At 75.3% G+C, this 21,795-nt stretch carries 22 protein-coding genes and 1 pseudogene; 14 read left to right on the top strand and 9 right to left on the bottom strand.

Features of this window, described 5'->3' with window-relative positions:
• Positions 1-246: 246 nt before the first annotated feature.
• From FXF50_RS03660 to FXF50_RS03650, 3 genes are all read right to left on the bottom strand, one after another.
• A complete protein-coding gene (locus tag FXF50_RS03660) occupies positions 247-3,462 on the bottom strand; it encodes a glycosyltransferase (RefSeq protein WP_148425792.1) in 3,216 nt (1,071 codons plus the stop codon).
• A 759-nt stretch (positions 3,463-4,221) separates the two neighbouring features.
• Positions 4,222-4,818 (bottom strand): hypothetical protein, encoded by a 597-nt coding sequence (locus FXF50_RS30200; protein WP_370464084.1) that lies wholly within the window; start codon positions 4,816-4,818, stop codon positions 4,222-4,224.
• A 40-nt stretch (positions 4,819-4,858) separates the two neighbouring features.
• Positions 4,859-6,325, bottom strand: coding sequence for a hypothetical protein (locus tag FXF50_RS03650; protein ID WP_148425791.1), 1,467 nt, complete (start codon positions 6,323-6,325; stop codon positions 4,859-4,861).
• Positions 6,326-6,554: 229 nt separating this feature from the next.
• Between FXF50_RS03650 and FXF50_RS03645 the strand changes: the two genes are divergently transcribed.
• A complete protein-coding gene (locus FXF50_RS03645) occupies positions 6,555-8,033 on the top strand; it encodes a von Willebrand factor type A domain-containing protein (protein ID WP_148425790.1) in 1,479 nt (492 codons plus the stop codon).
• A 39-nt stretch (positions 8,034-8,072) separates the two neighbouring features.
• Here FXF50_RS03645 and FXF50_RS03640 read toward each other — a convergent pair whose 3' ends face one another.
• Positions 8,073-8,891: a TIGR04222 domain-containing membrane protein gene (locus tag FXF50_RS03640; protein ID WP_148425789.1), complete on the bottom strand. Its 819-nt coding sequence runs from the start codon at positions 8,889-8,891 to the stop codon at positions 8,073-8,075.
• A 54-nt stretch (positions 8,892-8,945) separates the two neighbouring features.
• Entirely contained in the window at positions 8,946-10,493 is a 1,548-nt protein-coding gene (locus FXF50_RS03635; protein WP_148425788.1) for a glycosyltransferase family 39 protein, read from the bottom strand.
• A 98-nt stretch (positions 10,494-10,591) separates the two neighbouring features.
• On the opposite strand from FXF50_RS03635, the gene FXF50_RS03630 reads away from it, so the two are divergent.
• Positions 10,592-11,077 (top strand): GNAT family N-acetyltransferase, encoded by a 486-nt coding sequence (locus tag FXF50_RS03630; RefSeq protein ID WP_148425787.1) that lies wholly within the window; start codon positions 10,592-10,594, stop codon positions 11,075-11,077.
• Positions 11,078-11,163: 86 nt separating this feature from the next.
• Here FXF50_RS03630 and FXF50_RS30195 read toward each other — a convergent pair.
• Positions 11,164-11,238: pseudogene (locus tag FXF50_RS30195) on the bottom strand (IS200/IS605 family transposase); the annotation flags it as partial.
• A gap of 58 nt (positions 11,239-11,296) precedes the next feature.
• Here FXF50_RS30195 and FXF50_RS03625 point away from each other — a divergent pair.
• From FXF50_RS03625 to FXF50_RS03615, 3 genes are read left to right on the top strand one after another with little or no spacing between them, the layout of a single operon-like run.
• A complete protein-coding gene (locus FXF50_RS03625) occupies positions 11,297-11,599 on the top strand; it encodes a DUF5997 family protein (protein WP_222865986.1) in 303 nt (100 codons plus the stop codon).
• Entirely contained in the window at positions 11,596-12,744 is a 1,149-nt protein-coding gene (locus FXF50_RS03620) for an RNA-guided endonuclease TnpB family protein (protein WP_148425785.1), read from the top strand. The genes FXF50_RS03625 and FXF50_RS03620 overlap by 4 nt, the downstream gene beginning before the upstream one ends.
• Before the next feature lie 4 nt (positions 12,745-12,748).
• Positions 12,749-13,123 (top strand): cupin domain-containing protein, encoded by a 375-nt coding sequence (locus tag FXF50_RS03615; RefSeq protein ID WP_148425784.1) that lies wholly within the window; start codon positions 12,749-12,751, stop codon positions 13,121-13,123.
• Positions 13,124-13,134: 11 nt separating this feature from the next.
• On the opposite strand, the gene FXF50_RS03610 is transcribed toward FXF50_RS03615, so the two are convergent.
• Entirely contained in the window at positions 13,135-14,370 is a 1,236-nt protein-coding gene (locus FXF50_RS03610; RefSeq protein ID WP_148425783.1) for an MFS transporter, read from the bottom strand.
• A gap of 68 nt (positions 14,371-14,438) precedes the next feature.
• Between FXF50_RS03610 and FXF50_RS03605 the strand changes: the two genes are divergently transcribed.
• The 5 genes from FXF50_RS03605 (at position 14,439) to FXF50_RS03585 (ending at position 17,228) form a co-directional block, all read left to right on the top strand.
• Positions 14,439-14,942: a MarR family winged helix-turn-helix transcriptional regulator gene (locus tag FXF50_RS03605; protein WP_148425782.1), complete on the top strand. Its 504-nt coding sequence runs from the start codon at positions 14,439-14,441 to the stop codon at positions 14,940-14,942.
• Between the two features lie 71 nt (positions 14,943-15,013).
• Complete coding sequence (locus tag FXF50_RS03600) at positions 15,014-15,580, top strand: isochorismatase family protein (RefSeq protein WP_148425781.1); 567 nt, start codon at positions 15,014-15,016, stop codon at positions 15,578-15,580.
• Between the two features lie 77 nt (positions 15,581-15,657).
• Positions 15,658-16,179: a DUF2087 domain-containing protein gene (locus tag FXF50_RS03595; RefSeq protein ID WP_148425780.1), complete on the top strand. Its 522-nt coding sequence runs from the start codon at positions 15,658-15,660 to the stop codon at positions 16,177-16,179.
• Between the two features lie 39 nt (positions 16,180-16,218).
• Positions 16,219-16,728 carry a GNAT family N-acetyltransferase gene (locus FXF50_RS03590; protein ID WP_148425779.1) on the top strand — a complete coding sequence of 170 codons (510 nt, stop codon included), beginning with the start codon at positions 16,219-16,221 and terminating at the stop codon, positions 16,726-16,728.
• A gap of 74 nt (positions 16,729-16,802) precedes the next feature.
• Entirely contained in the window at positions 16,803-17,228 is a 426-nt protein-coding gene (locus FXF50_RS03585) for an Hsp20/alpha crystallin family protein (protein ID WP_148425778.1), read from the top strand.
• 6 nt (positions 17,229-17,234) lie between these two features.
• Here FXF50_RS03585 and FXF50_RS03580 read toward each other — a convergent pair whose 3' ends face one another.
• Positions 17,235-18,269, bottom strand: coding sequence for a YafY family protein (locus tag FXF50_RS03580; protein WP_148425777.1), 1,035 nt, complete (start codon positions 18,267-18,269; stop codon positions 17,235-17,237).
• Positions 18,270-18,330: 61 nt separating this feature from the next.
• Between FXF50_RS03580 and FXF50_RS03575 the strand changes: the two genes are divergently transcribed.
• The 3 genes from FXF50_RS03575 to FXF50_RS03565 are packed head-to-tail and all read left to right on the top strand — an operon-like array spanning position 18,331 to position 20,459.
• A complete protein-coding gene (locus tag FXF50_RS03575) occupies positions 18,331-18,528 on the top strand; it encodes a hypothetical protein (protein WP_148425776.1) in 198 nt (65 codons plus the stop codon).
• A 57-nt stretch (positions 18,529-18,585) separates the two neighbouring features.
• Complete coding sequence (locus FXF50_RS03570) at positions 18,586-19,578, top strand: tyrosine-type recombinase/integrase (RefSeq protein ID WP_148425775.1); 993 nt, start codon at positions 18,586-18,588, stop codon at positions 19,576-19,578.
• Between the two features lie 35 nt (positions 19,579-19,613).
• Complete coding sequence (locus FXF50_RS03565; protein ID WP_148425774.1) at positions 19,614-20,459, top strand: LLM class flavin-dependent oxidoreductase; 846 nt, start codon at positions 19,614-19,616, stop codon at positions 20,457-20,459.
• A gap of 4 nt (positions 20,460-20,463) precedes the next feature.
• Here FXF50_RS03565 and FXF50_RS03560 read toward each other — a convergent pair whose 3' ends face one another.
• A complete protein-coding gene (locus FXF50_RS03560; protein WP_148425773.1) occupies positions 20,464-20,865 on the bottom strand; it encodes a helix-turn-helix domain-containing protein in 402 nt (133 codons plus the stop codon).
• A 96-nt stretch (positions 20,866-20,961) separates the two neighbouring features.
• On the opposite strand from FXF50_RS03560, the gene FXF50_RS03555 reads away from it, so the two are divergent.
• The gene (locus FXF50_RS03555; RefSeq protein WP_148425772.1) at positions 20,962-21,789 is read left to right on the top strand and encodes an SDR family oxidoreductase; all 828 of its coding nucleotides are present in this window, start codon (positions 20,962-20,964) and stop codon (positions 21,787-21,789) included.
• The last annotated feature ends 6 nt before the right edge of the window (positions 21,790-21,795 follow it).

Below are 21,795 nucleotides of genomic sequence, written 5' to 3'. Positions count from 1 at the left end.
CCTGCGAGGGATTCAGGCATTGAGAGTTCGGGTCGGGGGTGGCCGGCACGGGCCCGTAGGAGGGCGAGACCCGCGCCGGCCGCGGTGATCACCCCAATCACCGCCTTCGCGCCACCGCGGGCGGCCGCCCGCCATGGCGTCGTCTCCGAGGTGGGCGGCCCGGTCCGGGTACCGCCCGCCAACGTGAGTCAAGTGTGCGACATATTTACCCGGTTATGACGATTTGAACGTTCGTGTCGCACGTGTTCACGTCCTCACGGCAGTGGGTTCGCGTTCCGCCGTGGCGGGACGTGCCACGGGGAGCCGCGCGGCGGCGCGCCGGGGCCAGGGCAGCAGTCGGGGTGGCCGCCGGGCGCTGAGGTCCTCGATCCAGCCGAGGGCGAGCACCAGACCGGTGAGCAGCACGAGGGCCACCGCCAGGTAGCCGACCTGGCCGACCCGCCAGACACCGATCAGGTCACCCACCGCGAAGCAGACCGCGATGGCGGCGTTGTGCCAGAGGTAGATGGTCAGCGCGCGGCTGTTCAGCGCGGTCACCAGCCGGTCCAGCGGACGGATGCGGGCCAGCCAGCCCATCGGCGGCGCGACGCGCAGCAGCACCAGCACGAACCCGAGCGACCAGAACGCCTGCGCCACCGGGACGTCGTTGAGGTCGCGGCCCGCCTCCGGGTGGGTCACCAGCCAGCCGACCGCGACCCCCAGGCAGAGCGCCGCCAGGCCGAGCAGCGCCGGCAGCGAGAGCCGCCGCAACCGGCGGTCCTGGTGCGCGTAGCCCACCAGCCAGCAGGCGGTGAACATGGCCAGGTCGGTCAGCACCGACTCCACCGGCCCGTCGAACCCGGGCGCCGCGGTCTGCAACAGCACCACGCCGGCCAGCGGCACGAGCACCGACCACACCGGCCACCGCCGGTGCAGCGCCAGCATCGCGGGGGAGAGCAGCACCAGCCAGACGTACGTCACCAGGTACCAGAGCACCCCGGTCACGTCCGCGGCCCACGCGTCGCCGGGCGGCTGCACCAGCGGCACCACCCAGCTCAGCAGCGCCGGCCAGGCGGGCCGGTCGGACCAGCCGTGCCAGAGCATCAGCGGCACCAGCACGAGGCCGAGGGCCCACAGCCCGGGGAGGAGCCGGCGCAGCCGGCCGCTGACCGCCCGCTCGGGCGTACGGTCCAGTGAGCGGGCCATCAGCGCGCCGCCGAGGGCGAACATCACCCCCATAGCGGGGAAGACGAGGCTCAGCCAGGCGGCGCCGAACATGTGGTACGCGATGACCCGGCCCAGCGCGAGCGCCCGCAGGGTGTCGAACCAACGGTCCCGACCCGGCGGCGCCGCGGGGTCCGGCGTGACGGGCGTTCCCGCGACCGGCTCGCCGGCCCGTTTCACCCGGCGCCAGCCCAGCCGGGCGCCGGTCAACGCGGTCACCATGGAGCGGGCCAGCACCAGGTACATCAGCTGGCGGTAGGCGAACTGCTGGATCGGCAGGGTGAGCAGCGGGCGCAGCGGCTCCCGGTCGAGTTTGAAGGCCACCGCCGCGGTGAGCAGTTGCACCGCCAGCATTACCAGCCAGGCCACCGCCGTCTTCGTGGTGTCCAGGAAGAACAGTCCGTAGACGGCCAGCAGGTCGAGCACCGGCCCCAGCAGGGGGAGCAGCACGCCGAACAGGGCGAGCATCGGCAGCCCGAAGCGGCCGAACCGGGCGCCGGCACCCCGGTCGCGGACGGCGCCGCGGTGCTTCCACATCGACTGGAGGGTGCCGTAGCTCCAGCGGTAGCGCTGCCGCCACAGGTCGCCCACCGAGGCGGGCGCCTCCGTCCACGCGCGGGCCCGGTCCTGGTACACCACCCGCCAGCCGGCCCGCAGCACCGCCATGGTGACGTCGGTGTCCTCGGCCAGGGTGTCGCCGCTCATCCCGCCGACCATGGTCAGGGCGCGGCGCCGGAAGGCGCCGATCGCGCCGGGCACCGTCGGGATGCAGCCGAGCTTCTCGTAGAACCGCCGGTCCAGGCTGAAGCCGATGACGTACTCGATGTGCTGCCACTGGCCGAGCAGGCGGTGCCGGTTGGCGACCTTGACGTTCCCGGCGACCGCGCCGATCCCGGGATCGGTGAACGGCTCGACGAGCCGCCGGATCGCGTCCGGCTCGAAGACGGTGTCCGCGTCGGCGGTGACGATGATGTCGTGCGAGGCGTACAGGAGTCCGGTGTTGAGGGCTGTCGCCTTGCCGCCGTTGGGTTTGCGGATGACCCGGACGCCGGGCAGGCCGAGGGAGTCGACGAGGTCGGCGGTGCCGTCGGTCGAGCCGTCGTCGACCACGATCACCTCGATCCCGGGGTGGTCGTTGGCCACCAGGGACCGGACGGTGGCCACGATGCCGGCCCGCTCGTTGTAGGCGGGCACGATGACCGAGACCGGCGCGGTCGTCACCCCCCACGGCCAGCGCTGGGCCTGGCGGCGGCGGGCCAGCCGGCGGGCCAGCAGGAGCAGCATCACGGTGCGGACCAGCATGAGCAGGCCGACCACCACGAAGATCAGGGCGAGGCTGCGCAGGACACCGTCGGCCAGCCGGATCGCCCAGCAGACCGGGGCGGCCCGCCAGCGGTCGCCGGTGGACGCCGCGACGTTGCCGGCGTATGCGGGCGCGTCCGGCCGGGCGCGGTTGATCCCGCCGCTGACGGTGGTGAACGTGTAGCCGCGGGCGCGCATCAGCGGGATGAACCGGTCCAGGGCCGCGAGGGTCTGCGAACGGTCCCCACCGGCGTCGTGCAGCAGCACCACGGCGCCCGCGTCGCCGGCCGGCGTCAGGTTCCGCACGATGGTGTCCATCCCGGGCCGGGCCCAGTCCTCGCCGTCGAGGTCGTTGACCACGGTCAGGTAGCCCTGCCCGGCGGCCCGCCGGATCACCGGCCAGTTGGCGTCGTCGACGGCGCTGGGCACCGAGGAGTACGGGAAGCGCAGCAGGCTCGTGCGGACTCCCGCGGCGTGCACGATCGCCATCTGGGTCTGCGCGTACTCCATCCGTTGCCGCCAGGCGGGCAGCAGGCTGGCGTCGGGGTGGGTGAAGGTGTGCACGCCGAGCTCGTGCCCCTCGGCCGCGGCGCGCCGGGCCAGGTCCGGGTGGCGGGCCACCTGCGAGCCGATCACGAAGAAGGTGGCCGGGGTGTGGTGCCGGCGCAGGACGTCGAGGACCCGTGGGGTCCAGGTCGGGTCGGGCCCGTCGTCGAAGGTGAGGGCGATGGTCCGCGCGGGCAGTCGGTAGGTGCGGGGCTGGTCGCCGCGGGCGTCGAGCACGGGACCGCCGCTCAGGATCTGCGTGGGCACGGTGACCTGGTCCTCGGCGTCGCGGACGTGGTCGGGGCGGAAGCGGGCGTTCGCGTACGCCTCGACCAGCAGCACGGACCCGACCACCAGGGCGAGGGACGCGACGACGAACCGTCCGGCGGTGCGCCGGCTCGGCAGGCTCATCCGACGATCTCCGCATCGGGCCCGGGCGGGGTGGGCAGGCTGGTGCCGGGCTCCGTGGGGGCGGGGGGTGTCGCGGCGGCGGGCGGCGACTGGTCCTGTGACGACGGAGTCGGCGACGGTGCCGGGGGCCTGTCACCCACCGGTGCGGGGTTTGCCCGTCGTGGCGCCGGTTCCCCGTCGCGGGCGGGGCGTGGCGCGGCGGCCCGCGCCGGTGGCGCGCCCACGGCGGCCGTCGGCCGTGGCGCCGGGCGCGGCCCGGTGGGCGCGGGCGAGGACGCGACGAGGGGTGCGTGGCTGGTTCCGCCGCTCGGGGCGCCGCCGACCGAGACCGGGCCGGGCAGCAACGGTGTCGCGGGGCCGGGAAGCAGGGCGCTCGCGGCCATCGGCAGGTAGCTCAGCGAGGCCACCGCGACGAGGACGCCCGCCCGCCGGATCCGTTGCCGGCGGGTGCCGGTGGCGTCCACGAAGACCGGTCGGGCGGGCCGGGGCAGGAGGGCTGCCGTCGGAGGGTGCGGACTGCCGGGGAGCGGGTCGAACGAAATGCGAGAAGCCACCGGATGAGGCTATTGGGGAGCTTGTGAGTGTATGTCCCGATTCGAAGGCGAGGAGATGGGCGGTTGTTTCACCATTCGCATATCCGGAATAGCAGGCACAGTCGCCCCAGACGGAACGACAGGGCCTTGAGCGGCGAAACAGGATTATCATCCACAATGTTCCGCGAGCCATCCCCGGTCGGGGTGGCTCGCGGCGTCGGTCCGGTCAGGACTCGGTCCGGTCGTCGATCTCGGTGCCGGACTCTCCGGGCCGGGCGCCGATCGCCTCCTCGGCGGCCCGCCCGCCGGTGCTCTCGTCACCCAGGGTCAAGCTGCTGCGGGGCAGCCCGGACAGCCCGGCCGGATCCCGGATCTCGCCCTGGACGCCCCGGCTGTCCTGGGCGCCCCGGCTGTCCTGGGCGCGGTCGTCGATCTGACTCTCCCCGGGGCGCGCGCCGATCGCCTCCTCGGCGGCCCGCCCGCCGGTGCTCTCGTCACCCAGGGTGAGGCTGCTGCGGGGCAGCCCGGACAGGTGGGCCGGGTCCTGGGTGGGCTGGTCCGGCCAGCCGGCGGTCTCGGCGCCCGCGCCGCCGACCGACTCCCGCCGCCCGACGCCCTGCCCGTGGTAGAAACCGGGCACGCCGGGATCACCCGGATCGGCCAGGCTGGTGTCGACCGGCCGGCCGTCCGGGTCGGCCAGCCCCGCCCGGCGCAACATGTCGACCAACTCGTCGTGCGGCATGCGCTCGGTGTCCGTTATTCCGGCCCCGCGCGCGATGGACCGCAGGGTCGTCAGGTCCTGGTCTGCGAAGGTCTCGGCCATGCCGGAGCCTTCCCGGCGCCCGAGAGAAGGAAACCTGTGCTCAGGCGCGTGCGCCACCCAGTCCCAGCAGCACGGCGAGGCCGAGCGCGCTGCGCGGCGCGTACGGCACCCGCCACAGGCCGCCGTGCGCCGCCGCGTACGCCTCGTTCCGCCACGGGTGCTCCTGCGCGGGACCGCCGCCGGTGCGCAGGTCGTGCACGAGTAGCGCGGCCATCAGGGTGTTGCTGGTGGCCGGCTCGAACACCTCGATGCCGAACCGGTGCGCCCCGGCGTACGCGGCCGCGAGGGCGCGGTTGCGCAGCACCGAGCGGGTCCGGGTGGGCGGGGCCACGGTGAACGACACGGTGGCGCCGGCGTCCCGGGCCACCGCCGCCCGCCAGCGTTGCAGCCGCTTCGCCAGGGCGTAGTTCGGTCCCTGCTGCGGCACCAGGCTGTCGTTGATCCCCGGGTCGGCCCCGGGCGGGTAGTTGCGGTGCAGCAGCCGGCCGCCGGAGAGCAGCCGCAGCGCCCGGCGCGCCGGACCTCGGGCGGCGTACCCGCGTTCGGCGTGGGCGACCGCCTCGGCGGGCACGGCGTACACGTCGGTGGGGGTGGCAAGGAAGGCCAGCGCGGCGTCCGGACGGTGCTGTCCCAGGTGGGCGGTCAGGGCGTCGACCGCGGTGGCGACCCGGACGTTTGTCGCGCCGTCGGCGTACACGTAGTTGCCGAGCACGAGGCGGCCGTCCAGGCCGCGCAGCCACCGCGCGGCCTGCGGCAGGCGGTGCAGCAGGTCGGCGCCCGCCCCGGCGGCGAGAGCCGCGTCGTCGGCGGCGGTGCCGGGCCGCACCGGCAGGTGCAGCCGGCCGCCGTACCGGTGGGCGGTGCGCAGCAGGCGGCGCCAGATCTCCGGGCGGGGCAGGTCGACCGCGACCACCGCGCCACCCCAGCGCAGCACGGACGGCAGCGGGCCCATCTCGGCGCCCGCGCCGAGCACCACGATCCGCTGGTCGCTCAGGTCCAGCCAGTCCGGGTTGGCCTGCACCGCGCGGACCGCCTCGGCGCAGCTCGGCTCGACGACGCCCGCGTCCACCCAGGCGTCGAGGCGCCGGCGCAGGTCGTCGCCGCGCAGGCGCTGTCCCCGGTACGGCAGGGACAGCTCGCGCTCCACGTCGCCGGCCCCGGTCACCGTGGCGGTCTCCAGCGGCGGCTCCCCGTCCGGCAGCGCGAACACCTCGTCCAGCGCGACCTCGGCGCCGTCGGCCGGGACGTAGCGCATCCGGGCGTGCAGGGCGGCGAGGCCGTCCCGGGCGACGGTGAGCGCGGCCTCCCGGGACAGCAGGCCCGCCTCGACGAGCCGGCGGAAGTGCCCCAGGTAGCCGTGCCGCCAGTCGGTCTCGTGCTCGGCCGAGCGGGCGCCGACCGGGTCCACCGCCCGCAGGGCGTCGGCCACCACCGCCCGCCCCAGCACGGTCGTGCTGCGCCGGCCGTCGCCGGTCGCGGGAAACACCACCCCGGTCGGGCCGTCCACGGCTCACCTCCTGCTCGTCCCGGCCGCCGCCGGCCGTGGGCCCACTCTGCCCCATCGGCCTCGCCGACGCCCGCCGAGGGGGCCGCCGCGCGGCCCGCTCAGGTCACGCCCCGCGCACGGTTCGGTCACGACGGTCGCGCTTGGGTATCGGTCCGGCCACGGCGGGATCCGCCGCGACGCCGGTCTGCGTCAATGACCATGACCCGTCCCCGGCCCCTCGGAGGAAGCCATGGCCCACATCAGACGATCGGCGCTGCTGCTGGTGGCGATCGCCACCGCCATGGCGGTCAGCGCCTGCGGCTCCGACGGCGGCGCGCGGCGCACCGACGCCGCCCCCGGGCCGGTCCGCCCGAACGGCGGCATCCCCTGGTCCGGTGACGAGACCCGGACCTCGGACGACCCGCTGTCCACCTTCGCCGTGGACGTCGACACCGCGTCGTACGGCTACGCCCGCCGGCTCATCATGGACGGCCGCCTGCCGGAGCCCGGCACCGTGCGGCCGGAGGAGTTCGTCAACTCGTTCCGCCAGGACTACCCGCAGCCCGCGGGCGACGGCTTCGCCGTGCACGTCGACGGCGCCCGCCTGCCACGGACCCACGACGCCGGCGGCGACGAGCGGCTGCTGCGGGTCGGCCTGCAGACCCGGGCCGAGGACGAGGAGCGCCGCCCGGACGCGGCACTCACCTTCGTCATCGACGTCTCCGGGTCGATGGGCGAGCCCGGCCGGCTGGACCTGGTGCGCGACGCCCTGCACACGCTGGTGGACCAGCTGCGCCCCACCGACTCCATCGCCGTGGTCGAGTTCAGCGACAAGGCCCGGGTGGCCCGGGAGATGACGCCGGTGGCCGACGCCCGGCCGCTGCACGCGGCGATCGACTCGCTGCACACCCGCAGCAGCACCAACCTGGAGGCCGGCCTGGTGCTCGGCTACCGGGTCGCCCGGGACGGCTTCCGCCCCGGCCGGACGAACCGGGTGATCGTGCTCTCCGACGGGCTGGCGAACGTCGGCAGCACCGACGCCGAGCCGATCCTGCGCCGGGTACGCGCCGAGGCGGAGAAGCAGATCGCCCTGCTCGGCGTGGGCGTGGGCAGCGACTACGGCGACGAGCTGATGGAGCAGCTGGCCGACCGGGGCGACGGCTTCGCGGTCTACGTCAGCGAGCGGGAGCAGGCCCGCAAGGTGTTCGTACGGCAGTTGCCGGCGACGCTGAGCGTGCGGGCGCTGGACGCCAAGGTGCAGGTGACGTTCGCGCCGCAGGCGGTGCGCTCCTACCGGCTGGTGGGCTACGACAACCGGGCGGTGGCCGACGAGGACTTCCGCGACGACCGGGTCGACGGCGGCGAGGTGGGCCCGGGGCACAGCGTCACGGCGCTGTACGCGGTCCGGCTCGCCGAGGACGTGTCCCCGTCGGCCCGGATCGCGCAGGTGCAGGTGCGCTGGACCGACCCGGCGGCCCGTACGCCGGCCGAGACGTACGGGTCGGTGACCGTCGCCGAGGTGGACGGCACCTTCACGGCGGCGTCGCCTCGGTTGCGGGCCTGCTACGCGGCGGCCTGGTTCGCCGAGACGCTGCGGGACGGCCGGTCCGACGGGCAGGTCCGGCTGACCGATCTGGCCACCATCGCCGACGGGGCGGCCGCCGCCACCGAGGACGCCGAGGTGCGGGACCTCGCCCGGGTGATCCGCTCCGCCGACGAGCTGCGGTGACCGGCCGGGCCGGCGCCGGCCGCTCCGGCCCGCGGTCGGTCAGCGGCGGGCGGGTTTCGGTTCCGGCCTCGGGCGGCCGCGCTCCGGGTCGACGCCGACCTGCACGGCGAGGCCCGGGTCGACGGCGAGCAGCGGGCGCGGTCCGAACAGCGCCATGGCGGTGAGCAGCTGGTCGATGCTCCGCTCGCGCCAGGCCGGCCGCCGCTGCGGGTCCAGCTCGGCGTGCTCCCGGCGCTGCCGGCGCAGGAGGCGGCGGGCGGCCGCGCCGGTCTCCGGCACCTCGCACAGCCACCAGCCACCCAGGGCGGTGGCCAGGCAGCACAGCAGCAGGCCCACCACGGAGGCCGGGCCGCCGGCGTCGCGCCCCTCGACGGCGCTCTCCACGAGCCGGGTCACCCCGACCACGGCGACCGCGAACAACGGCAGGGTGCCCAGGGCGATGCGCCGCCGCTGCGCCGGGGTGAGCAGCCAGCCGTCCCGGACGAGCCGGCCGACCAGCCGGCGCAGCGCCCGGCCGACGCCGGGGTCGGCGAGCACGGCGGCCCAGGTCTGCGGCCGGCGCAGCGCGGCGTGCAGGGCGCGGACCAGCGCGGGCGACCGGGGTGGCGGCGGGCCGTCCACCGACAGGGTGGCCAGCTCGCCGCGCTGCACCACGCCGGCGCGGTGCAGCGCGGCCATGCCCACCTGGCAGGCCAGCAGGGCCCGGTCGGTGAGGTAGGCCAGCTCGACGGGGTCCGGGGCCGGGCCCCGCGCCCGGCGGCCGGTCAGCTCGCGCGCGGCCAGCGCCACGGCGAGGGCCACGGCGACCGCCCCCAGGTAGTCGAGGAGGAAGAGCGGTCCGCTGACACCCCAGAGCATGGCGACAAGTATGGCCCGGCCGCGCGGGTCGCCCGACCGCCGTGTGGCCGCCGGTCAGGAGGCGTGGCTCACCTCACTGTCCCAGATCTGCGACCAGGGGCGGCGCAGCCCGCGGCAGACGAAGATCGGCCCGCCGTTCTCGTCGTTGTCGACGTCGACCCGCTGGTCGACCCGGCCGGCCTCGGTGACCTCGGTGAACCAGGCGCGCAGCCGGTCGGGGCGCTCCCAGCCGACGGCGATCACCACGTCGGCGTCGTCGGGCGGGCGACCGAACCGGGCCATGCTGTTGTGCCCGGAGTAGGCCCGGGGCAGGTCCCGGGCCGGGCCGTAGCGGGCCAGCGCGCCGGCCTCGCCGTAGTTGCCGGTGAGCACGACCGCCCGAGCGCGCTCCTCCGGCCGCAGGCCCCGGTGCACGGCGGCGACCGAGTCGGCGAACGCGGGCCAGCCGATGGTCTCGCCCGCGTCGTAGTTGACCTCGACCACGAAGCCGGGCAGCCGGTCGGCCGGCAGGGTGGGCAGCAGCAGGACCACGCTGCTGGCCACCATGAGCGCGGCGGCGGCGCCGAGCAGCGCCTGCCGGGCCCGGGCCGCGCCACGCCGGGCCCAGTCGACGGTGACCACCGCGCCGGCCGCGGTGAGCACCAGCAGCAGCGGCGCGTCGTAGTAGCCCTTGCCGCCGGCGAGCAGGACGATCGCGAACACCACGAGCCAGGCCCAGCCGACCGCCCGGTACGCCGCCCAGGCCGGCCGGCGCAGCAGCGCGACGAGGCCGGCGAGCCAGACCGGGGTGGCGAACGGGCTGATGATGATCAGTTGCAGCACGACCGCGTCCAGCCGGCCGCTGTAGGAGCTGTCGCCGTCGGCGATCGACGAGGCCACCGAGAGCTGGGGGAAGCCGTGCGCGGCCTGCCAGGCCACGTACGGCACGGCGAGCAGCGCGGCGATGCCGGCGCCGGCCAGCACCCACCGGTCGCGCAGCAGCCGGCGGGGCCCGGCGATCAGCACACCGGCCAGCAGCCCGACGCCGAGCAGCGCGGGCAGCAGCTTGTTGAGCATGCCCACGCCGAGCGCCAGCCCGATGCCGAGCGCCCAGCGGCTGTCGCCGGTGCGCAGCATCCGCACCGCGCACCAGGCGGCGGCGAGCCAGACCAGCATGTCGACGGTGGTGGTGCTGAGCAGGTGACCGGCGGCGAGCACCACCCCGGCCGCGGCGGCGAGCACGGCGGCGGCCACCTGCGCGGCACGTCCCGCGCCGAACTCCCGGGCGAGCGCCGCGACCAGCACCACCGACGCGCCCCCGATCAGCGCCGACGGGGTGCGCAGCAGCACCAGGTTGCCGGGCGCGACGGTGTCGGCCAGCCGGGCGAGGGCGGGCACGAGCGGGCCCTGGTCGACGTAGCCCCAGTCGAGGTGCCGGCCGCAGAGCAGGAAGTAGAGCTCGTCGCGGTGGTAGCCGTAGCGGCCGGCGAGCAGCAGCAGCACGGCGGTGACGGCCCCGCCGACCACCCAGGGCGCGGCGGTGCGCGGCCCGGGTGGCGGGGTCGCCGGCGCGGTGGGCGCCCCGGCGTCGGGACGGTCCAGGTCGGTGACGGGTTCGGCCACGCGCCCATGATGGTCCCGCCACGCCACCCCACGCTGCCCCGTGCGGCCCGGGCGGAAATCGGTATCCGGCCGGCGACCGCACCGCTAGCGTGCCCGGGATGCGCATCCGGGACTACACGCCTGCCGACTGGGCCCAGGTCTGGCCGATCGTCGAGGACGTCGTCGTCGCCCAGGAGACGTTTCCCTACGACCCGGCGTGGCCGGCCGAGGTGGCCCGCGAGGTGTGGGTGGAACGGCCGCCGGGCCGCACCGTGGTCGCCGAGGAGGACGGGACGGTGCTCGGCACCGCCAAGATGGGTGCCAACCGGCCGGGTCCGGGCGCGCACGTGGCCACGGCCAGCTTCATGGTGGCCGCCGCGGCCCGCGGTCGCGGCGTCGGCCGGGCCCTGTGCGAGGACGCCCTGGACTGGGCCCGCCGACAGGGCTTCGCCGCGATGCAGTTCAACGCCGTGGTGGAGACCAACACGGCGGCCGTGGAGCTGTACCGGCGGCTCGGCTTCACGGTGATCGGCACCGTGCCGGAGTCGTTCGCGCACCCCGCGCTCGGGCGGGTGGGGCTGCACGTCATGCACCGTCCCCTGTGAGCGGCGCGGCTGCGCGAGGATGGGCCGATGAAGCCTGAGCCGATCGAGCTGGCGGCTTCAGGGCCGGGAGAAATCGCGTCACGGACTGGGACATTCTGGTCGGCGATGTACTGCTTGATCATTGCGAGGGGCGCTCCGCCGCACGAGCCGGCGAAGTACGAACGTCCGGATCAGGAACCCGACTTGGGTGACAGAGACAAGACCGTAGCATCGTGCACTATGGACCACATGACCACCAAGGCGGCCAAGCCCGCCGATGTCCACCCTCGCGAGGTGGCGAAACGGCTGGGAGTGAGCCGGGGAACGCTGCGACGTTGCGGACAGGACTTCAGCCGGACTGTCGAGGAGATCGCCGATCTACTCAGCGACAAGCCGCAGTGGCTGATCGACGGGCAAGCAGCAACCGCCGCCAGGAAGCAGCAGCAGCGTGACGCCGCCGTCCTGCGCGAGAGGCACGACCAGCAGGAGTCGGACCGCGCCCAGCGGATGCTTTGGGCATACAAGGACGGCTACGCCGGGTGAAGATTGTCGTGCAGGTCAGGTTGTTCCCCGACGCCGCCCAACAGGCGGCGTTACGGGCCACCCTAGATCTGTGCAACGCCGCCGCCGACCTGGCCTCGGCCGAGGCGTTCCAGCGGCGGGTGTTCGCCAAGCAGTCGTTGCAGCGGCTGACCTACGGCCGGTTGAAGAACATGGGGTTGTCGGCGCAGCCGGCGATCCACGTGGCCCGCAAGGTCGCCGGGGCGTACGCCACCCTGAAGGCGAACATCCGGGCCGGGAACCTCGGCAAGCCCGGCTCGAAACGGCGAGTGAAGGCCGAGAGCAAACCGATCACATTCCGCCGGGACGCGGCGCAGCCGTTCGACGACCGCTGCCTGTCCTGGCAGCTCACCAACCACACCGTGTCGATCTGGGCTGTCGGCGGCCGGCTGAACAAGGTCCCGTTCGCATGCTCCGACGCCCAGCTCGCCACCCTGACCGTGCACCGCAAGGGCGAGTCCGACCTGGTGTGCCGGGACGGCAAGTGGTACCTGTACGCCACCTGCGACATCCCCGACGTCGAAACCAAGGAACCGGACGGATTCCTCGGCGTCGACCTGGGCATCGCCAACATCGCCACCACCGACGACGGCACCCGGTTCTGCGGCAAAGGGCTGAACCGGGTCCGGCACCGCAACCAGCGCCTGCGCGCCAAGCTCCAGAAGATCGGCACCAAGTCCGCCAAACGGCTGCTGAAGAAGCGATCCCGCAAGGAAGCCGGGTTCGCCGCCAACACCAATCACACCATCGCCAAACGCATCGTGACCGAGGCCGAACGCACCGGCCGCGGCATCGCCCTGGAAGACCTGGGCGGCATCCGCGACCGGGTACGGCTCCGACGGCCCCAGCGGGTCACGCTGCACTCGTGGACGTTCCGCCAGCTCGGCACGTTCGTCGCCTACAAGGCGGCCCGCGCCGGCGTGGCCACCGTCTACGTCGACCCGGCGTACACCTCGCAGGGCTGCTCTCACTGCGACCACATCGCCAAAGCCAACCGGCCCCACCAATCCACCTTCCGGTGCACGTCGTGCGGCTTCGCTGAGCACGCCGACGTGAACGCAGCCCGCAACATCGCCAAGCGCGGCGTTGCCAGCTGGGCAGCAGTCAGCCTGCCGAACGCGGCGTGATCTCGTGCTCATCACCACAAGCCATCACGATCCGCAAGCTCGGTCCGTTAGGGCCGAGAAGCTGACCGACTACGACGTCCGGATCGCCAAGGTGGCCGGCGAGCACGTCTGGCACGCCCACGACCACACCGACGAGTCCTTCCTGGTGCTCGACGGCGACTTGCGGATCGCCCTGCGCGACGGCGCGGACGGCGCGGAACGCGAGGTGGTGCTGCCGCGCGGCGCGGTGTTCGTGGTGCCGCGCGGGGTGGAGCACCGGCCGTCCGCGCCGGAGGGCGCGTCGATCCTCATGTTCGAGCCGTCCGGCACGTCCAGCGTCGGGGAGCGGCACGACGAGGTGCCCGGGCATGTGGACGCCACCACCGGGCACCGCCTCTGACCCGGGCCGCCTCAGCGCCCGGCCGGCGCCGGCTCCGCGGCGGCCGCCGGGGTCGGGACGGGCCAGCCCAGCCGGCGTACGCCGGGGACGGCGGCCGTCCCGACGCAGGCGAGCAGGACCAGCACCCCGGCCACCGCGAGCGGGGCCGACGCACCCCAGGCTCCGGCGGCGAGCGGGGCGAGGGCGTACCCGAGCGGCATGGCGCCCAGCGACATCAACCAGTCGTACGAGGTGACCCGGGCGAGCACCTCGGGCGGGAACTGGCCCTGCACCACGGTCTCCCAGACCGGGTTGAGGAAGCCCAGGGCGACCAGGGCGAGGCAGTAGGCGGCGACGGTCACCGGGGCGGGCGCGGCGGCGGCGAGCAGCAGCAGCGGCGCCGCGTACGCCGCGAGGGCCAGGTTGCCCAGCAGCACCGGCCGGCGGGGGCGGGCCCGGGCGGCGAGCAGGGACCCGGCCAGCAGGCCGACCGCGCCGGCCTGCTGGAGCAGCACCCAGACGCCCTCGCCGCCGAGCCGGTCGACCGCGATCACCGGGCCGAGGGTGAGCAGCACCGCGGCGGCGCCGTTCCAGACGCCGTGGGCGAGCAGGCTGCTCCAGTACCAGTCGCGGGACCGCACCTCCCGCCACCCGAGGACCAGGTCGGCGCGGAGCGAGCGGTGCGGGACCGGCACGTGCCGTACCTGGATGACGGCCAGCAGCGCGGCGCTGACCGCGAACGAGGCCGCGTCCAGCACGAACGCCCAGCCCGGCCCGACGGTCCAGATCAGCAGCCCGGCCAGGGCGGGGCCGGCCAGGCGGCTGGCGTTGGCGGTGGCGCCCAGGAGGGCGTTGGCCCGCTGCCGGCCGTTGCCGTCGACGGTGCCGGCCACCAGCGGGGAGGCCGTGGGGATGGCGAACGCCGAGGCCACGCCGCCGACGGCGGAGGCCACCGCGAGGTGGGTCAGCGCGGGGGCGCCGCCGAGCAGTTCCACGCCGACGGCCAGTTGGGCGGCGCAGCGCACCAGGTCGGTGCCGAGGGCGACGCGGCGGGCGGCGAACCGGTCGGCGACCACGCCGCCGAGGGGGAGCAGCAGCAGCCGGGGCACCATCGCGCAGGCGAGGACCATGGCGAGCGCGGCGGTCGACCCGGTCGCCCGCAGCACGGCCAGGGCCAGCGCGGTGGGCACCACGGCGTCGCCGACCGCGGAGACGGTACGGCCGAGGAACAGCAGTCGGAACGGCCGGAGCCGGAGAGGATGCGTCACTCCGGCAGGCTACTTCGATGTCGAATATTTCGACAGCGAATATTTCGTCGTCGGCGTACCGTGGTCGGGTGACCGACCGCGACCCCGTCGACCAGCACGTCGAACGCTGGCTGCCCGTGGTGCCCGACCTGGACCCCGACGTGGAGGGTGCCGTCGTCCGGATGTCGCTGCTCACCCGGCACCTGCGCGCCGTGAAGGACCGGGCGCTGGGCGAGCTGGACCTCCAGGAGAAGGAGTACGGCACCCTGCACGCCCTGGCCGGCCGGGGCGGCCGGGCCGCGCCCTCGGAGATCGCCGGTGACCTGCGGATGGCGCCCGCCTCGATCACCGCCCGGGTCGACGCGCTGGTCCGGCGGGGCTTCGTCCGGCGGATCCCGTCCGAGGTGGACCGCCGCCGGGTCGACGTCGCCCTCACCGACGCCGGCCGGGCGGCGTGGCAGCGCGCCATGCGGGTGGTCGGCGACGAGGAGCACCGCGTCCTCGGCGCGCTGACGCCGGAGGAAAGACGGGTCCTGTCCGACCTGCTCCGCCGGGTCGCCCTGGCCGCGCAGCCGCCGGCGGGCCGGATCTGAACGGCCGGAATGTCGGTGGCCGGGGCTAGGTTGCCGTCGACCAGCCGACGCCCGTTCCAGGGAGGCCCCACATGAGCACGCTCGTCGACCGACCGCACACCGCCCTGCTCGTCATCGACGTGCAGAACGGCGTGGTCCAGCACGCCTACGACCGGGACCGGGTGGTGGGCAACATCGCCGCCCTCGTCGACCGGGCGCGGGCGGCCGGGGTGGAGGTGGTCTGGGTGCAGCACCGCAGCGAGGAGCTGCCCACCGGCAGCGAGCAGTGGCAATATGTGCCCGAGCTGACGCGCCGCGACGACGAGGCGCTGGTCCACAAGGCCTACGGCGACTCGTTCGAGGACACCGACCTGGAGTCCGTCCTCGCCACGCGGGGCGTGGGCCGGCTCGTCGTCACCGGCGCGCAGACCGACGCGTGCATCCGCTCGACGCTGCACGGCGCGATCACCCGGGGCTACGACGCGACGCTGGTCGCCGACGCCCACACCACCGAGGACCTCTCCGCCTACGGCGCGCCCGCGCCCGAGCAGGTGATCGCCCACACCAACCTCTACTGGCAGTTCCACTCCGCGCCCGGCCGCACCGCCGGCACCGTCGACACCGCCGACGTCGACTTCGCCGCCCCGGTCGCCGCCTGAGCCGAGCCGCCGAGGCGGCCACGGGCGCCGCGGAAAACCCGTGGCCGCCCGGGGTGGGCGCTGGCAGGCTGCCGGTCATGAGCTCACAGGCCCTGGCGGGGGCGCTCGCCGACGAGCGCCGCCGCGTCGTGTTCGCCGCGATCGTCCTCGGCGCCGGGGACCTCCCCGCCGTGGTCTCCCGGACGGGGCTGTCGGCCCGGGACGCCGCCACCGCGGTCCGCCGGCTCACCGACGTCGGCGTGCTGACCGACGACGGGAGCGGACTGCGGGTCGACGGTGAGCGGCTGCGCGACCTGGCGCGTGCCGGCGGGCCGACCGTGGCGTCCCCGCCCGCGGACCCCCGCGAGACGATCCTGCGCACCTTCCTCCGGAACGGGACGCTGACCCGGCTGCCCGCCCAGCGGGGCCGTCGCCGGGTGCTGCTGGAGCACATCACCGAGCGCTCCTTCACCCCCGGCGTGCGGTATCCGGAACGGGCCGTGGACGACGCGCTGCGCCGCTGGTGCGAGGGCGGCGAGGCCGACCACGTCACGCTGCGCCGCTACCTGATCGACGACCGGCTGCTCGCCCGCGACCACGGCGTCTACTGGCGACCCTGAGCCGGGAAAAGCCGTTGACCGGCCGGTGAGGATCGGGCGGTGACGACCTGGAGCATCCACCCCACCGCCCCCGACGCCCCCGACGCCGGGGCGGTGCTGCACGAGTACATGGCCGAGATGGTCCGCCGCTGGCACGGCCGGCCCGAGCGGCCGGGCGAGGTGAGCGCCGCCCTGGCCGAGTCGCCGAGCGACGACCTCGCCGCGCCCACCGGGCTGTTTCTGCTGGCCCGCCGCGACGGGCGCCTGGCCGGCTGCGCAGGGCTGCGCTGGCGGCCGGGCTGGGCGGAGCTGACCCGGGTCTACGTCCGTCCGGCACACCGCGGCGCCGGTGGCGGGGCGGCCCTGCTCGCCGCCGTCGAGACGTACGCGCGCGGCGCCGGGGCGGACCGGATCCGGCTGGACACCCGCACCGACCTGGTCGAGGCGCGCGCCCTGTACGCCCGTCACGGCTACCGGGAGATCCCCGCCTTCAACGCCGGCCGCTACGCCCAGCACTGGTTCGAGAAGACGCTGCCGGCCCGGGTTGACGACGCCGCCGTGCCGCGCTAAAACAGGAATCGAGAACTTGAGTCACCCTGACTCAACTTGACACCTTCGGCCAGGAGAACCGAGGAGGCACGGCCATGTTGATGCGTACCGACCCCTTCCGCGAGATCGACCGGCTCGCCGAGCAGTTCTTCGGCACCACGGCTCGGCCGGCGGTCATGCACCTCGACGCCTACCGCGACGGCGACTACTTCTACGCCGCCTTCGACCTGCCCGGCGTCGACCCGGACAGCATCGACTGCACGGTGGAGCGCAACGTGCTGACCGTCCGCGCGGAGCGGCGCCTGGCGGCCGGCGACAACGTCGAGCTGGTCGCCGCCGAGCGGCCGATGGGCACCTTCACTCGTCAGCTCTTCCTGGGCGACACCCTCGACACCGACAAGCTGGAGGCCGGCTACGAGAACGGGGTGCTGACCCTGCGCATCCCGATCTCCGAGCGGGCCAAGCCGCGCCGGATCGCGGTCACCGCGACCGGTAACGGCCGGCGCGAGATCAGCGCCTGAGCCAGGTCACGGCGACGTGACGGTGGGGGTGACCGGCGTGCCGGCCACCCCCGCCGGCGTGTCGGGGGCGACCGGATAGAGGCGCGCCAGGGCGTGCGCCGTGGCGGTGAGGCGGTCCCGCAGCTCGGCCGGCTCCAGCACCTCCACCTCCGCGCCCAGCTTGAGCAGTTCGGTGTGGGCGTGCTTCACCGACTCGATCGGCACGGTGGTCTCCAGCCAGCCGTCCGGGCCGGGCTCGCCGGCCGCAGCCCGGGCCGCCCGGCTCATCTCCGGCGGGAAGACGTACGGCATGAACTCCAGCGCGGCCACGGTCAGCCGGATCCGGGCCCGGCCGCGGTAGACGTCGCGCTCGTAGCGCTCGGTCCACTCCCGCCAGTAGTCGGCCAGGTCGAAGTCGGCGGGCCGCTCGTAGCGCTCGTCGGAGACCACGGCGTCGAGGACCGCGCCGACCCGGTAGGTGCGCAGCTGCCCGTCGCAGCGCGCCACGAGATACCACCGGCCGGCCTTGAGCACCACACCCAGCGGGGCGACCACCCGGGTCACCTCGCGCGGTGCGCGCCAGCGGCGGTAGCTCATCTCGACCAGCCGGTCCTCCCACACGGCCCGGGCCAGCGCGGCCAGGTGCGGGGTGGCTTCGGGGTGCCGGAACCAGCCCGGCGCGTCCAGGTGGAACCGCTGCCGGGCCCGGCCGCCCCGGTCGGCCAGCTCGTCGGGGAGCGCGGCGAGCAGCTTCAGCTCGGCGGCCGCCACCACCGGCCCGAGGCCCAGGTCGGCGGCCGGGCCGGGCATGCCGGCCAGGAACAGCGCCTCGGCCTCCGGCGCGGTCAAGCCGGTCAGCCTGGTCCGGTAGCCCTCCAGCAGCCGGTAGCCGCCGGCCGGGCCGCGGTCGGCGTACACCGGGACGCCGGCGGCGCCGAGCGACTCGACGTCCCGGTAGACGGTCCGGACCGACACCTCCAGGGCGTCGGCGAGCTCCTGGGCGGTCATCCGGCCCCGGGTCTGCAGGAGCAGCAGCAGGGAGACCAGGCGGCTGGCACGCACGCCGTGACGGTAACCCGCGCCGTAAACCGGTGGCAGGCCGGTCGGGCCGCTGGCCGGGTCGGTGGCGTCAGCGCCGCCGCCCCAGCAGGAGCCGACGAACTACCTGGACTTCGACTCCCTGGAGGTGGTCGAGGCGGCGCCGCGCGAGTTCCGCGGCACGGTGGTGATGGTCAGCCACGACACGTGGTCCGCCGAGGCGGTGGGTGTCGACCGGCGGTGGCGGCTCGGTGACGGCCGGTTGGTGGAGGAGGCGGGGTGAGATCTCCTCGGGCGCGCCTCGTCGCGAATCAGCCGGCCGGCTGAGAGCCTTTCTCACATGCTGCGTCCCGAGGTGCTGCCCCGCGGGTCGGCCGCCGCCGCCCTGCCCGGCGGGCCGACCGACTTCACCGAGGCGTGGCTGCGCAACCGCCGGCTGTCCGAGCACACGCGCGACGCGTACCGGCGGGACGTCACCGGCTGGCTGAGCTGGTGCGCGGCCCGGGACCTCGACCCGCTGCGGGCCAGCTTCCTCGACGTCAACGCCTACGGCCGCGAGCTGGAGGCCACGCCGTGCGGGCGCGGCGGCCGGCCGCTCACCCCGGCCACCGTGGCCCGCCGCCTGTCCGCCCTGTCCAGCTGGTACGACTTCCTGGTCAAGCTGCGCGCGATCGACGCCAACCCGGTCGCCGCGGCGGACCGCCCCCGGGTCGACCGGGACCATTCGGCCACGGTGGGGCTCACCCCGGACGAGGTCGACGCCCTGCTCGCGGCCGCCGACGCGGACACCGCCGCGACCGCCGCCCGCAACCGGGCCGCCATCGCCCTCCTGGCCGACCTGGGGCTGCGGGTCGGCGAACTGGTCTCGCTGGACCTCGCCGACCTGGGCGCCGAGCGCGGGCACCGCAGCATCCGGTTCGTCGGCAAGGGCGGCAAGGTCCGCCGGCGGGCGCTCACGCCCGGCACCGCGTACGCGATCGACGCCTACCTGGCGGCGCGGGCCGCCGCCCAGGGGGTGACGGTGCCGGAGCTGACCGGTCCGCTGCTGGTGACCGCGACCGGGGGGCGGCTGGACCGGCACGCGGTGTTCCGCCTGGTGCGCCGGCTCGCCCAGGCCGCCGGCATCCCCGCGTGGGCGAGGCTGTCCCCGCACTCGCTGCGGCACGCGTTCGCCACCACGGCGCGGGCCGAGGGGGTGCCGCTGGAGGACGTGCAGGACGCCATGGGGCACGCCGACCCGCGGACCACCCGCCGCTACGACCGGGACCGGCACAACCTGGACCGCGACCCGGCGTACGCCATCTGGGCGGCCCGGGCGCGCCGCCGCGGATGACCGCCACCGTCGTACCGCCGCCGTAGCGTGCCGGCATGCGGCACGGGCTGGAGATCTGCTGCGGGGGCGCCTCGGTGACGGTGTCCGACCTGGTCGCGCTCGGCGAACTGGCCGAGCGGGCCGGCTGGGACGGGGTGTTCCTGGAGGACTACCTCATCCACCACGCCGGGGACGACCCGCCGACCTGGGACCCCTGGCTGGTGCTGGCGGCGGTGGCCGGCCGCACCGACCGGATCCGGCTGGGCACCACGGTGACCGCGCTGCCCCGGCGTCGCCCCGCCAAGCTGGCCCGCGAGGTGCTCACCCTCGACCACCTCTCCGGCGGGCGGGCCGGGGTGGCGGTGGGCGTCGGTGACCCGGCCGACCGGGGGCTGGCCGCCTTCGGTGAGCCGACCGACCTGAGGACCCGCGCCGCGATGCTCGACGAGGGTCTCGACCTGCTGGTCGGGCTGCTCGGCGGCGAGCGGGTCACGCACCGGGGCGCCCACTACCGGGCCGACGGGGTGGCGCTGCGGCCCGCGCCGGTGCAGTCGCCCCGGGTGCCGGTCTGGGTCGGCGGCAGCACGCAGGCCAAAGCGGTGCTGCGGCGGGCCGCCCGCGCGGACGGCATCGTGCCCTACAAGCTGACCGACACCGCCGGCTGGTCCGACTTCACCCCGGATGAGGTGCACGACCTGGTCGCCGCGTTGCCGGCGACCCGCGCGGACGGGCAGCCGTTCGACGTGGCGGTCGGCGGCCGGCGGCGGCGCGCCGACGAGCGGGTCGAGCGGGCCTACCTGGCGGACCTGGCGGCGGCCGGCGCGACCTGGTGGCTGGAGTACGTCCCGGCCGGCGACCCGGCCGAGATGCGGGCCGCCGTCGCCCGGGGCCCGCTGCGCTGACAGTTCAGCGCCCGCGCGCCGGGCGCTGGCGGGCGTCGTAGGCCTGGCGGGCCTGCTCGACCCGGTCGAGGTTGCCGGCCGACCACTGCGCCAGGTGGGCGAAGAGCGGCGCGAGGCTGCTCCCCAGCTCGGTGATCTCGTATTCCACCCGGGGCGGGACCTCGGCGTGGTAGGTGCGCCGTACGAGGCCGTCGCGTTCGAGTTGCCGCAGCCGCTGGGTGAGCACCTTCGGGGTGATGGTGGCGAGCCGCCGTTCCAGCTCGACGAAGCGCTGCCGGCCGTATTCGTGCAGGGCCCACAGGATCGGCGTGGTCCAGCGGCTGAACACGAGGTCGACCACCGGGGCGATCGGGCAGGCCTGTTCCGGGTCACCGTCCACCCCGGAGCGCCAGGTGGTGCTGCTCACAAAGCCTCCCGATGCCGTTACTTTCCTCTAGGTACCTACTATACGCAGGCGATTACCGTGCTCGGTGTCCACAACGCACATCGAGAGGGGCACGTCATGATCGTGGTTACCGGCGCGACGGGGAACGTGGGACGACCGCTGGTCCGGGCGCTGGCCGGGGCGGGTGAACCGGTGACGGCCGTGTCCCGGCGCGTCTCGCCGACCGACCTGCCGCCGGGCGTACGGGCGGTCCGCGCCGACCTGGCCGACCCGACCGCACTGAAGGCGGCGTTCGACGGCGCCGAGGCGCTGTTCCTGCTGTTCACCGGCGAGCAGTTGGCCGGCGGCGCGGACCCGGAGGCCATCCTCGACACCGCGCGGCAGGCCGGCGTACGTCGGGTGGTCCTGCTGTCCTCGCAGGGCGTGGCGACGAAGCGCCATTCGCCGGGGCAGGAGGAGGCGGTCCGCGCGTCCGGGCTGGAGTGGACGGTGCTGCGGCCGGCCGGCTTCCACTCCAACGCCCTCGCCTGGGCGCCCGGGGTACGCGCGGGGCGGGTCGTGCACGCGCCGTTCGGCGACGTGGCGCTGCCGAGCGTCGACCCGGCCGACATCGCCGAGGTGGCGGCGCTCGCGCTAAGCGACGGCGCCCACGCCGGCGGCACGTACGAGCTGACCGGGCCGGCGGCGGTCTCGCCGCGGCAGCAGGCGGCGGCGCTCGCGGCGGCGCTCGGCGAGCCCGTCCGGTTCGTCGAGCAGACCCCGCAGCAGGCGCGGGAGCGGATGCTGGCGTTCATGCCGGAGCCGGTGGTGGCGGCGACCCTGAGCATCCTGGGCACGCCGTCGCCGGCCGAGCAGCGGGTCAGCCCGGACGTCGCCCGGCTGCTCGGCCGGGCGCCGCGCGGCTTCGCCGACTGGGCGGCGCGGCACGTCGCGGACTTCCGCTGACCGGTC

The sequence above is a fragment of the Micromonospora sp. AP08 genome, assembly GCF_008085935.1.
Taxonomy (GTDB): Bacteria; Actinomycetota; Actinomycetes; order Mycobacteriales; family Micromonosporaceae; genus Micromonospora; species Micromonospora chersina.
This window is presented reverse-complemented; position numbering and strand designations above follow the sequence as displayed.

Coding starts and splice junctions, on each gene's coding strand:
- FXF50_RS03645 (WP_148425790.1), top strand. CDS start 6,555: ATGGCCCACATCAGACGATCGGCGCTGCTGCTGGTGGCGATCGCCACC.
- FXF50_RS30200 (WP_370464084.1), bottom strand. CDS start 4,818: ATGGCCGAGACCTTCGCAGACCAGGACCTGACGACCCTGCGGTCCATC.
- FXF50_RS03555 (WP_148425772.1), top strand. CDS start 20,962: ATGATCGTGGTTACCGGCGCGACGGGGAACGTGGGACGACCGCTGGTC.
- FXF50_RS03585 (WP_148425778.1), top strand. CDS start 16,803: ATGTTGATGCGTACCGACCCCTTCCGCGAGATCGACCGGCTCGCCGAG.
- FXF50_RS03570 (WP_148425775.1), top strand. CDS start 18,586: ATGCTGCGTCCCGAGGTGCTGCCCCGCGGGTCGGCCGCCGCCGCCCTG.
- FXF50_RS03565 (WP_148425774.1), top strand. CDS start 19,614: ATGCGGCACGGGCTGGAGATCTGCTGCGGGGGCGCCTCGGTGACGGTG.
- FXF50_RS03600 (WP_148425781.1), top strand. CDS start 15,014: ATGAGCACGCTCGTCGACCGACCGCACACCGCCCTGCTCGTCATCGAC.
- FXF50_RS03640 (WP_148425789.1), bottom strand. CDS start 8,891: ATGCTCTGGGGTGTCAGCGGACCGCTCTTCCTCCTCGACTACCTGGGG.
- FXF50_RS03625 (WP_222865986.1), top strand. CDS start 11,297: ATGGACCACATGACCACCAAGGCGGCCAAGCCCGCCGATGTCCACCCT.
- FXF50_RS03630 (WP_148425787.1), top strand. CDS start 10,592: ATGCGCATCCGGGACTACACGCCTGCCGACTGGGCCCAGGTCTGGCCG.
- FXF50_RS03660 (WP_148425792.1), bottom strand. CDS start 3,462: ATGAGCCTGCCGAGCCGGCGCACCGCCGGACGGTTCGTCGTCGCGTCC.
- FXF50_RS03595 (WP_148425780.1), top strand. CDS start 15,658: ATGAGCTCACAGGCCCTGGCGGGGGCGCTCGCCGACGAGCGCCGCCGC.